Annotated in this window: 9 protein-coding genes; 4 read left to right on the top strand and 5 right to left on the bottom strand. The window is 71.9% G+C overall.

Features of this window, described 5'->3' with window-relative positions; genetic code table 11:
* Window positions 1-10: 10 nt before the first annotated feature.
* The 3 genes from IE226_RS32215 to IE226_RS32205 are packed head-to-tail and all read right to left on the bottom strand — an operon-like array spanning window position 11 to window position 3,906.
* Window positions 11-415: a DUF742 domain-containing protein gene (locus tag IE226_RS32215; protein WP_190084953.1), complete on the bottom strand. Its 405-nt coding sequence runs from the start codon at window positions 413-415 to the stop codon at window positions 11-13.
* A 9-nt stretch (window positions 416-424) separates the two neighbouring features.
* A complete protein-coding gene (locus tag IE226_RS32210; RefSeq protein ID WP_190084952.1) occupies window positions 425-865 on the bottom strand; it encodes a roadblock/LC7 domain-containing protein in 441 nt (146 codons plus the stop codon).
* Entirely contained in the window at window positions 862-3,906 is a 3,045-nt protein-coding gene (locus tag IE226_RS32205; protein ID WP_190084951.1) for a sensor histidine kinase, read from the bottom strand. The genes IE226_RS32210 and IE226_RS32205 overlap by 4 nt, the downstream gene beginning before the upstream one ends.
* Window positions 3,907-4,343: 437 nt before the next feature.
* Here IE226_RS32205 and IE226_RS32200 point away from each other — a divergent pair, with 437 nt between their 5' ends.
* Entirely contained in the window at window positions 4,344-4,868 is a 525-nt protein-coding gene (locus IE226_RS32200) for a hypothetical protein (RefSeq protein ID WP_373307073.1), read from the top strand.
* 45 nt (window positions 4,869-4,913) lie between these two features.
* On the opposite strand, the gene IE226_RS32195 is transcribed toward IE226_RS32200, so the two are convergent.
* Both IE226_RS32195 and IE226_RS32190 read right to left on the bottom strand, forming a co-directional pair.
* Window positions 4,914-6,071: an NAD(P)/FAD-dependent oxidoreductase gene (locus tag IE226_RS32195; protein WP_190084949.1), complete on the bottom strand. Its 1,158-nt coding sequence runs from the start codon at window positions 6,069-6,071 to the stop codon at window positions 4,914-4,916.
* The gene (locus tag IE226_RS32190) at window positions 6,068-6,388 is read right to left on the bottom strand and encodes a bifunctional 3-phenylpropionate/cinnamic acid dioxygenase ferredoxin subunit (protein WP_190084948.1); all 321 of its coding nucleotides are present in this window, start codon (window positions 6,386-6,388) and stop codon (window positions 6,068-6,070) included. The genes IE226_RS32195 and IE226_RS32190 overlap by 4 nt, the downstream gene beginning before the upstream one ends.
* A gap of 190 nt (window positions 6,389-6,578) precedes the next feature.
* Between IE226_RS32190 and IE226_RS32185 the strand changes: the two genes are divergently transcribed.
* The 3 genes from IE226_RS32185 to IE226_RS32175 all read left to right on the top strand — a co-directional run bounded on the left by IE226_RS32185 (window position 6,579) and on the right by IE226_RS32175 (window position 11,334).
* A complete protein-coding gene (locus tag IE226_RS32185) occupies window positions 6,579-7,433 on the top strand; it encodes an IclR family transcriptional regulator (RefSeq protein WP_229871656.1) in 855 nt (284 codons plus the stop codon).
* A 272-nt stretch (window positions 7,434-7,705) separates the two neighbouring features.
* Window positions 7,706-8,791, top strand: a complete 1,086-nt coding sequence (locus IE226_RS32180; protein WP_190084947.1) for an S-(hydroxymethyl)mycothiol dehydrogenase — start codon at window positions 7,706-7,708, stop codon at window positions 8,789-8,791.
* Window positions 8,792-8,904: 113 nt separating this feature from the next.
* Window positions 8,905-11,334, top strand: coding sequence for a GcvT family protein (locus tag IE226_RS32175; RefSeq protein WP_229871658.1), 2,430 nt, complete (start codon window positions 8,905-8,907; stop codon window positions 11,332-11,334).
* The last annotated feature ends 55 nt before the right edge of the window (window positions 11,335-11,389 follow it).

The raw sequence follows: 11,389 nt of genomic DNA, 5'->3' as shown, positions 1-11,389 counted from the left end.
TCCGCGCTGCTCAGAGCGCCCGGAGGCCGTTGATCACGTCGCGCAGAATACTCTCGTCCGGCAATTCCGCGGGGGGTACGGGACGTGTCACGTGCACCAGTTCGTCGTCGACGAGATCGCCGATGAGAACACGGATCACGCCGATGGGGAGGTCCAGTTCGGCCGCCAGTTCGGCGACCGACTGGGGGCTGTCACGGCAGAGCCCGACGATGTCCACGTGCTCCGGAGACAGCGTCCTGTCCGCCTCCGGATCACCGGCACGGGCTTCCGCGATGACGACCGCGATCAGATCGAGGCGGTGCTGGGCCGGACTTGTGGTCCGGCCGCGCGTCATGGCGTACGGCCGCACCACGGGCCCGGCGTCGTCGTCGAACCAGCGATGCGTCCCCTGTGTCCCCTGACCGTCTTCGCTCATACCCTCCCGCTACCCTCCCGTGGCCAGGTCGGTGCGCGGCGCCGTACCCAGATGCACACCCACCCTCTTGACCAGCAGCGTCATTTCGTACGCGACCAGACCTACGTCGGAGTCCGCGTCCGAGAGGACGGCGAGACAGCTGCCGTCGCCCGCGGCCGTGACGAACAGGAAGGCATCGTCGAGCTCGACCACGGTCTGGCGGACCCGGCCCGCCTCGAAGTGGCGTCCGACGCCCTTGGCGAGGCTGTGGAAGCCGGAGGCGACAGCCGCGAGGTGCTCGCTGTCCTCCCTGGTCAGATCCTTCGACACGCCGGTGGGCAAGCCGTCGCCGGAGAGCACGAGCGCCTTGCGGATGCTGGCGACCCGCTGCACCAGTTCGTCGAGGAGCCAGTTCAGCTCTCCCGATCCCCCCGGTCCGGCGGTACGTGCGTCGGCCTTCGGTGCGGTCATCGACCGTCCCCCTCAGATGTCGTTCCTGGTGCTGTGCCGTCGGAGGCGTTCTCGCCCGCGGCGTTCTCTTCACGGCCACGCTGCCAGCCACGCTGGAGCGAAGCCATCCGGCTGCGGACCTCGTCGGCGTCGCGCTCTTCCGGCCTGGTCGAGGCCGGTGCCGAGGCACGCTCCGTGCGGTGGTCCGGCCCGTCCTTCAACTGTGGGGCGAGATTGGCCTGGCGCACACGCCGGGGCAGTCCGCCGGGGGCGGCGGCAGGGGCGGGTGCCCGGCCTGCGCGGGGGTCGCTCTCCATGCCCGGGGCCTCCGTGCCCGGGGCCTCCGGGCGCGCGGTCTCCGGGCGTCCGGATTCCGTACGCGCGGACTCCGTACGCCGGCTGCGGCGCGGGAGGTCCGGGGGCGCGTCGGACGCGGTGACGTCGCGGTGCGGCGGTGAGAGGTCGGGCCAGGCCGACTGCGGCTCGGGGCGGCGCGGCAGGTCGATGGGTTCGGCCGCGGGGCGGTCCCGGTCCACGGCGCCGCCCTGCGGGCGTCCCGCGGGCGCCTGGGAGCGCGCGGTGCCCTCCGGCGGCGTGTCGTCGTCCTGCGCCGCGCCCCGTTGCCTGCCGTGCGTCACGGGGCGGCCGTGCGAGGAGACCAGCTTCGGGGTCCTGCGCCGGGGCAGCTTGACGGGGTCTTCGGGGGACGTCTGGTCTCCGGGTGCGCCGAAGCCGCCGTTTCCGTTTCCGTTGCCGCCGCTTCCGTTGCCGCTGCCGAAGCCCCGGCCGCTGCCGCCGGTCCGGGAGGGCAGGTCTTCGGGGCGGGTGGGCTCGCGCTCGCCCGTCTCCCGCTCGTCGCTCGCCTGCTGGTGCTGCTCGTCCCCCGGCACCCCGGTCATGCGGCGGCGCGGCCGGAAGAGCCCGCCGCGCTCGCTCTCGGTGTCCTCGAGGTCGCCGAGACCGCCGAGTGCGCCGGGGAAGGGGTCGAGGTCCGCCATGCCCACCGGCGCCTCGAGCTCGACGGGACCGTCGAGGACGGACGCGGGCAGCCCCGGCAGCTGGACGGGCACCTGGCCGAGCGCGGCCTGCTTGTCGCCCGCGGTGTCGCGGCCCACGGCCTCCTTGGGCTGCGGCCTGTCGAGACGGAACCCGACGCCGTTCGTGTCCGGCACGTCGTCCGTGAGCAGCGTCTCCGGGATGAACACGACGGCGGTGGTGCCGCCGTACGGAGAGGGCTGCAAGGAGACACGCACGCGCTGGCGCTGGGCGAGACGGCTGACCACGAAGAGGCCGAGGCGGTCGGTGTCGGAGAGTTCGAACTCCGGGGTCTCCGCGAGGCGGAGGTTGGCGTCCAGGAGCGCGTCGGGTGCCATGCCCAGGCCCCGGTCGTGGATCTCCAGGGTGAAGCCGTTGGCGACGTGCTCCCCGAGGACCTGCACCGCGGTGTGCGGAGGCGAGAACACCGTGGCGTTCTCCAGGAGTTCGGCCATCAGGTGGGTGAGGTCGGCGACCGCGGGCCCGGTGACGGCGATCCGCGGCAGGCGGCGCACCTCGATGCGTTCGTAGTCCTCGACCTCGGCGACGGCCGCGCGGACGACGTCCATGAGCTGGACGGGCTTGCGCCACTGCCGGGAAGGGGCGGCACCGGAGAGGATCACCAGGCCCTCGGCGTGCCGCCGCATGCGGGTCGTGAGGTGGTCGAGGCGGAAGAGGTCGGCGAGTTCGTCGGTGTCCTCGGTCCTGCGCTCCATCGTGTCGAGCAGGGTGAGCTGCTTGTGCAGGAGCACCTGGCTGCGGCGGGCGAGGTTGACGAACACCTCGGAGACGCCGCGGCGCAGGTCGGCCTGTTTGACGGCGGCCTCGACCGCGGCGCGCTGCAGGGTGTTCAGGGCCTGGCCGACCTGGCCGATCTCGTCCTTCTCGTACGTCAGACGCGGCGCCTCGGTCTCCACGTCGACCTGTTCGCCCGCGGCCAGGCGGCGCAGCACGCCGGGCAGCCGGACGCCGGACGCCTCGTGGGCCTCCAGGCGCATGCGGCGCAGGTCGCGGATGAGGCTGCTGCCGATGCGTACGGACATGAAGACCGAGAACAGCAGGGCGAGCAGGCCGAACACCCCGGCCACGACGACACGCACGATGACGCCGACGGCCACCGGTTCGACGCGGTCCTGGTAGCGGTCGCCCGCCGCCTTGTCGCGCTCGGCGAGGTCCTTGAGCGCCTTGCCCGCCGCGGCGTCCCAGCGCGCCGAGGTGACGGCGCGCGGGGCGCCGGGCGCGGATTCGACGACGGCCTTCTCGGCGGCCCTCAACTCCGTGGTCTGGGCGCCGTTCCAGTAGCGCTCGTAGCTGGCGCGCTCGTCGGCGGGCAGCAGCGCGAGGCTGTCCTCGTAGAGCAGCGTGCGCTGGGCCCTGAGGTCGGAGATCTCCCGGATCTCGGTCTTGGTGAGCCGGCGCGCGACCAGTGCGGAGCCGAGCAGCGCGTCCTCGCGGGAGAGCAGTTCACGTGCGCGGGTCACGCCGACGAGCGCCCGGCCCTGCTGGTCCATCTGCACGTCGTCCAGGGCGTGCAGGGTCGTCAGGAAGCCGTAGCAGGGGTCGATCAGCTTCGTGTACATCTTCAGCGCGCTCGCGCGGGTGATCGTGCCTTCCTCGACCGTACGGCGCAGCGACTCAAGCCCCTTGAAGGAGTCGAGGAGCGAGGCGAGCCGCTCGGCGGACTGCCCGGTGACCTCGTCCCGCACCTCTGAATGCGCCGCGTTCTCCTCGACCTTGGCGACCATGTCGTCGGTGGCCGTGCGGCTGCGGCGCAGCGCCGCGAGCGCGTCGGAGGCGCGGGGATCGGCGAGATAGACAAGGGTCTGGCGGCGTTCCTGCTGGACGACCCTGGCGGTGTCCTCGATCGGATAGCCGATCCTGTCGACGACATCGGAGACATCGATGAGGTCCTTGGCCGCCTGACCCGTGAGGTAGGTGGCGAAACCCCACATGGCTGTGAGGGAAATGAGCGGCACCAGCAGCAATGCCACGATCTTCCGGCGGATGGACTTCCCGCGAAAGCGCATGGCCTCCCCCAGATCGGCCCCCTGCGGCCGCGCTATGGCCGGGGGCACACATGTGCGTCAACAAACGGCGTGAGCCTACTACTGACCCAGGAGCAACTCGAAGACATGTCCGGACGGATTTCAGCCGTGACGTAAAACGAGCGTCCCCAGTTGTCCCTTCAATTCGGGAGATTGCATCCCGCGTGTGGCACATGCCACTCAGCACATTCCTTCCCGCCCATCGACCCAGTTGGCCGGAACTCTTCGCTTTCCCGAACCCGGCGGGAATCTTCCGGGCCTCTCGTTCGTCATTCGGTACGGGAGTCGGGAACTGCGGGCACGAGGGGTCCGCACGCCGTCACCAGGTGGCGTAAAGCCGCGTATACCGGGCACCCACTGGGGAGTCGGAACGGCCGACGTCGCGTGGAACGGCCCGAGGGCATCGGGGGAGTGACGAGTTGATGGGCACGGCAGAGCGCCAGAGGACCCGGGGGATCCAGGGGATCCAGAGAACCCGGGAAACCCGGGGAACCCCGGGAACAGGGTCGATCACGGATGAGCACGAGGCGTCCGGGAGCCGGTTCGGCGAGGAACACAGGGAGTTGTGGGTCGAGGAGCCGGCGCGCAGGCGCCGCCTGCCCGATCCGGTGCGTACGGCCGCGGTGCGAGCCGTGATCATCGTGGCGCTGACGCTGATACAGGCGATGACGGCTTTCCTGTGCGCGATGGCCGGATCCTGGCTGTCCTTCCCGATGGTGCTCAGCAGCGTGGCCAGCACCGTGGCCGCCACCTGGGGCGTCCTCGACGTGTGGGTGACCCGCCAGGTGTGGAACCAGCGGCACGGCGTGGTGTCGGTGCCCAGCAGCACGGCACGTCAACTGCGGCGCGAGCGGCGCCGGGCCCGCCGGCAGGCCAGGACGGCGGAGCGGAGCGAGGACCGCATACGACGGCGCGGACGGACGGGCCAGCTGTCGCACTCCTAGGCGCGGCGCTCCGGCAGCACGCGCCGGGCAGACGCGCCGCGGGGTTCAGGCCGCGGCAGGCACCGCCGCCGGCAGACCGCGCCGCATCCGCGTGAAGGGGCGTGGCCGGTTCACCGCGAGGACCGCCGTGGTGTGCCCCTCGCGCTCGTAGGCGGCGAGGAAGCTGCCTTCCTCGGTCGACCCTTCGAGGATGCGCACGGTGTCGTCGTGCCGTCGCCGTCCCGCGAACTGGATGCGGGAGCCGTACTGGTCGGACCAGAAGTACGGCAGCGGGCGCACGGTCTCGGCGGTGCGGCCGGCCAGCAAGTTGCCGACGGCGACGCGGGGTTGCTCGGTGGCGCTCGTCCAGTGCTCGGCGCGCACGGCGCCCACACGGGCCACGTCGCCCACGGCGACCACTTGCGCGAGCCCGGTGACGCAGCCGTCGTCGCAGAGCACGCCGTCGTCCAGGGCGAGCGTCGAGCCCGCGAGCCAGGCGGTGTTGGGGGCGGCACCGATGCCCACGACGACGACATCGGCGGGCAGCAGTCGGCCGTCGGCCAGTTCCACCCCGCGCACGGACGCGTCGCCGTACAGCGCGGCCACACCGGTGCCCGTCACGAGCTCCGCTCCCCCGCGCGCGTGCAGTGCGGCGCACACGGCCGCCATGTCCGGGCCAAGTTGTGGGAGCAGCGGCAGCGGGGCGGCCTCGACGACCGTCACGTCGTGCCCCAGCGCCACGCACGAGGAGGCGGTCTCTGCGCCGATGAAGCCGCCGCCGATCACAACGACCCGCTGTGGCCCCGCGGCCAGTTCCGTGCGCAGGGCGCGGGCGTCGTCCAGGGTGCGCAGGGTGTGCACCCCGGCAAGGGAGGGTCCCGGCAGACGGCGCGCGGACGCTCCCGTCGCGATGACCACCCCGTCGCTCACGACGGTCCGGCCGTCCTCGAGGAGCACGCTGCGGCCGCGTGCGTCCAGGCCGCGGGCGCGCACCCCGAGCAGCCACTCGACGGCGAGTTCGTCCGTCTCCTCGTCGTCGCAGAGGGCGAGTTGGTCCTCACCGGCCTTGCCGGAGAGGAAGTCCTTGGACAGCGGCGGCCTGTCGTACGGTGGGTGCGGTTCGTCGCCGATGATCACGAGCCGCCCGTCGTACCCCCGGGCGCGCAGCTCGCGCGCCGCGTAGAGCCCGGCGAGCGAGGCGCCCACCACGGTGATGGTCCTCATGCGGCGGAACCCTCCTCGGCCACGAGGTGGACGTGGATCGTGCCGTCGTCGACGCTCACCCGGTGGGTGCGCACGGCGCGGCGGGCGGGCAGACAGGTCGGCAGTCCGGTCCGGAGATCGAAGGAGGCGGCATGGAGCGGGCATTCGACCAGGCATCCTTCGAGCCAGCCCTCGGAGAGCGAGGCGTCCTGGTGGCTGCAGGTGTCGTCGATGGCGAAGATCTCGCCGTCGGCGTTGAACACCGCGACGGGCGGTGTGGTTTCGACACGGACGGATTCGCCCGCGGGGAGGTCTTCAAGGCGGCAGACGGGAATCATGGGCCCCCCTCTTGATCTCTCTCGGCCCGGTCCTGACACCTTTTCGGTTCAGGACCCTTCGGTAACATGATGTTTCGCATGGCGCACGAGGGAGCGCTATGCGCAACAGAATCCGGTCGGGACGCCCGCCGCGTCAAGGGCTTCCCGCAGATGCGGCTTCAACGGGCCGCGAGGTGGTGAGAGTTGAGATATGACCGGCACGCGGAAACAGCCTGATCAGAACGAGGAGCCGCGCGGAGGCCAGGCCGGGGAGCAGGCCGGTGAACCCCGCGAGAAGCAGCCGAAAGCGGCCCCGGCTTCCGTCCAGTCCGTGGACCGCGCGGTCAGCGTCCTGGAGATACTCGCCCGGCTCGGCGAAGCCGGGGTCACCGAGATCGCCGACGAGTTGGGGGTGCACAAGTCGACGGCGTTCCGGCTGCTCGGCGTCCTGGAGAACCGCGGCCTCGTGGGCCAGGCCAAGGACCGCGGCAAGTACTTCCTGGGCGCCGGCGTACTGCGCCTCGCGGGGGCGGCGGCAGTGCGCCTGGACATCTCCCAGGAGGGCGGCCCCGTCTGCCGCGATCTCGCCGACGAGCTGGGCGAGACGGTCAACATCGCGATCCTGGACGACGACGCCGCGGTCAACATCATGCAGGCCCGCGGCCCCGCCTCCGTGACCGCGCAGAACTGGCTCGGCAGGCGCACCCCGCTGCACGCCACCTCCAGCGGCAAGATCCTCCTCGCGCACCTGCCCACCACACTGCGCGAGGGCCTGATCGCACGGACGCTGCCGCGCCTGACGGAGCACACGGTGACGGGAACGGTGGCGCTGCGCGGCGAGTTGGAGGCGGTCGTCGACCAGGGCTTCGCCATCGCGGTGGAGGAGCTGGAGGTGGGCCTGGCCGCGGTCGCCGCACCGGTGCGCGCGCACGACGGCAAGGTGATCGGGGCGCTCAGCGCGTCGGGGCCCGTGTACCGCCTGACCGAGGACCGTCTCACCGAGCTCGCCAAGCGCACCGTCGTCGCGGCCGTCGAGCTCTCGCGGCGGATGGGCTACGGCTTCTGACGTAGCGTCACCGCGCACGGGACACGAGGGCGGAACCGGGGAAACCTGGTCCCGCCCTCGTCGCGTTCCGCGGGCCCGCGACGCGCCCTTTCCCCATCCCGTCCCGCCCCGGCCCCAGCCCCGGCCCGGTCGCGCGTCGACCGCGTTTCGCCGTGCCCAGGGGATTCGCCAAGGGTTAACTCCCACCCCTTGACGGCCTCTTGATGGCGTTCCCACTATGTCTCTCATAGCGCAACCCGTCGTGCAGTGCGCAACAGCAGAGGAGTCTGGCCGTGCCACACGAGGTCCGTGCCGTCGTCGCCGTGAAGAAGGCCGCGCCCGTCGAGGAGCAGACGATCGTCGTGCCAGATCCGGGGCCGGGAGAGGTACTCGTCTCCGTGCAGGCCTGCGGGGTCTGCCACACGGATCTGCACTACCGGGAGGGCGCGATCAACGACGACTTCCCGTTCCTGCTCGGCCATGAGGCCGCAGGCACCGTCGAGGCGGTCGGCGCCGACGTCAGCGATCTCGTCCCCGGCGACTACGTGGTGCTCGCCTGGCGCGCCCCCTGCGGAGCGTGCCGATCCTGCCTGCGCGGGCGCCCCTGGTATTGCTTCGACTCGCGCAACGCCGCCCAGCCCATGACCCTCCTGGACGGCACCCCGCTGAGCCCTGCCCTCGGCATCGGCGCCTTCGCCGAGAAGACCCTGGTCGCCGCCGGGCAGGCGGTGAAGGTCGACCCGGCGGCCCGTCCCGAGGCCGCCGGGCTCATCGGCTGCGGGGTCATGGCCGGGTACGGGGCCGCCGTGAACACCGGCCGGGTGGGCCGCGGCGACACCGTGGCCGTCATCGGCTGCGGCGGGGTCGGCAACGCCGCGATCGCCGGGGCCTCTCTCGCGGGCGCGCGCCGGGTCATCGCCGTCGACATCGACGAGGCCAAGCTCGACGCCGCGACCCGGTTCGGCGCCACGCACACCGTCAACTCCCGCCGCACGGACCCGGTCGAGGCGGTGCGCGAGCTCACCGGCGGCTTCGGGGTCGACGTCGCGATCGACGCCGTCGGCACTCCGCCCACGTACAAGCAGGCGTTCTACATGCGCGATCACGCCGGTGTGCTCGTGCAGGTCGGGGTGCCCGACCCGGAGATGAAGATCGACCTGCCCCTGATCGACATCTTCTCGCGCGGCGGCGCACTCAAGTCCTCCTGGTACGGGGACTGTCTGCCGACCCGCGACTTCCCGATCCTGGTGGACCAGTACCTCACCCGCCGCCTCGACCTCGGCGGATTCGTCTCCGAGACCATCACGCTCGACCAGGTGGAGGAGGCGTTCGGCAGGATGCACCGCGGTGAGGTGCTGCGTTCGGTGGTGGTCCTGTGAGCGAGCTTCCCGCGAGCGGCCCTTCCGCCTCTCCCGCCACTTCCGCCACTTCCGCCCCCTCCGCCCCTGCGACCGCCCCACCCGCCCCGTCCGCGCCTCCCCGCGTCGTCGTCATCGGCGCCGGCATCGTCGGCTGCTCGCTCGCCGACGAACTGACCGCCCGCGGCTGGAGTGACGTCACGGTCCTCGAACAGGGCCCGCTCCCCGCCCCGGGCGGCTCCACCTCGCACGCCCCCGGCCTGGTCTTCCGGACGAGCCCTTCCAAGACCCTGAGCGCCTTCGCGACGTACACGGTCCAGAAGTTCGGGGCCCTGGAGGTGGACGGCCTCCCCTGCTTCGACCCGGTCGGCGGCCTGGAGCTCGCCACCACGCCCGAGCGCTGGGCCGACCTGCACCGCAAGGCGGGATACGCCGCTTCCCGGGGCATCCGCGCCGAGCTGGTCGGCCCCGCCCGGTGCAAGGAGCTGTGGCCGCTCATCGACGAGAACAAGGTCATCGGCGGGCTGCACACCCCCGACGACGGACTGGCCCGCGCCGTGCCCGCCTGCCGTGTGCAGATCGAGCGGGCACGCGCGCGTGGTGCACGTTTCCTCGACCGGCACACCGTCACCGGCATCGAGCAGGAGGCAGGACGCGTCACCGCCGTCGTCACCGACCAGGGCGCCTTCCCCGCCGACCACGTCGTGTCGGCCGCGGGTTTCTGGGGACCGGTGATCGGGCGTATGGCCGGGGTCGACGTGCCTCTCCTCCCTCTCGCCCATCAGTACGCGAAGACGGAGCCGCTTCCCGAGCTCGCGGGCGTCAACGATCCGCGCACAGAGGCATCGAAGCCGATCCTCCGCTTCCAGGACCGCGATCTCTACTTCCGTGAGCACACGGACCGCATCGGCATCGGTTCGTACGCCCACCGTCCGCTGCCCGTGGACGCGTTCACCGTCCCGGCGTACGACGACGCACCGCAGATGCCGTCCTCGTACCCGTTCACCGAGGAGGATTTCGCGCCGAGTTGGGAGGACTGCGCCTGGCTGCTGCCCGCCCTGCGCGACTCCGAGGTCGCGGAAGGCTTCAACGGCGTCTTCTCCTTCACCCCGGACGGAATGCCGGTCCTCGGCGAATCGCGGACGCTGCGCGGGTTCTGGCTGGCCGAGGCGGTGTGGGTGACGCACTCGGCGGGCGTGGCCAGGGCGGTCGCCGAGTGGATGGTCGACGGGCGGCCGTCGCTCGACGTACACGAGTGCGACCTCACCCGCTTCGAGGACGCCCAGCGCTCCCCCGCCTACGTCGCCGACCGCGGCGCCCAGCAGTTCGCCGAGGTCTACGACGTCCTCCATCCCCTCCAGCCCATGGAGCAGCCCCGGCCGCTGCGGGTCAGCCCCTTCTACGCCCGGCAGCAGGAACTCGGCGCCGTCTTCCTGGAGGGCGGCGGCTGGGAGCGCCCGCACTGGTACGAGGCGAACGCCCCGCTCCTCGCGGACATCGAGGTCCCCGCACGCGACGCCTGGTCCGCCCGCCACTGGTCGCCGATCGCCGCCGCGGAGGCGAAGGCGACCCGCGAGAAGGTCGCCCTGTACGACATGACTCCCCTGCGCCGCCTCGAGGTGTCGGGGCCCGGCGCGCTCGCCTTCCTGCAACGCATGACGTCCAACAACCTGGCCAAGAAGCCCGGCGCGGTGACGTACACCCTGCTTCTGGACGAGTCGGGCGGCATCCGCTCCGACCTCACGGTGGCCCGGCTCGCGACGGACCGCTTCCAGATCGGTGCCAACAGTCCGGCCGACCTGGACTGGCTCCTGCGCCACGCCCCCGACGACGTGCACCTGCGGGACATCACCTCGGGGACCTGCTGCGTCGGCGTCTGGGGGCCGCTCGCCCGCGACCTCGTCCAGCCGCTCACCCGCGACGACTTCTCGCACGAGGCGTTCGGTTACTTCCGGGCGAGGGAGACGTACATCGGGCATGTCCCGGTGACCGCGATGCGGCTTTCGTACGTCGGTGAGCTGGGCTGGGAGCTCTACACGAGCGCCGACACCGGGCTCCGGCTCTGGGACACGCTCTGGGAGGCGGGGCAGCAGCACGGCGTGATCGCGGCCGGACGGTCGGCCTTCAACAGCCTGCGTCTGGAGAAGGGATACCGCGCCTGGGGCCACGACATGACCACCGAACACCACCCCTACGAGGCCGGCGTCGGGTTCGCGGTCCGCATGGACCGGGGCGACTTCGTGGGCCGCGCGGCGCTCGAACGGCTCTGCTCCCGCGAAGGCCAGGGCGACGCCTCCACCGCCCGGAAACTCACCGCACTCCTCCTCGACGACCCGGCCGCCGTCGTGCTCGGCAAGGAGCCCGTCCACGTCGACGGGGTCCCGGCCGGGTACGTCACCAGCGCGTCGTACGGATACACGCTGGGCCGCTGTGTCGCCTACGCGTGGCTTCCGCCGCAGGAGACGGGCGCGAGCGTGCACATCGAGTACTTCGGCGAGAAGGTCCCCGCGACGGTCGCCGAAGAGCCCCTGTTCGACCCGAAGATGACCCGCATCCGCCGCTAGGGACGTCTGCCGGTTCTCCGCAGCGTCAGAAAGTCCCGTGGCGGCCGAGCGGCCG

Source organism: Streptomyces longisporoflavus, from assembly GCF_014649775.1.
In the GTDB taxonomy this organism is placed as follows: domain Bacteria; phylum Actinomycetota; class Actinomycetes; order Streptomycetales; family Streptomycetaceae; genus Streptomyces; species Streptomyces longisporoflavus.
Note: the sequence above shows the minus strand (reverse complement) of the source record. Positions and strands in the feature narration are given on the sequence as shown.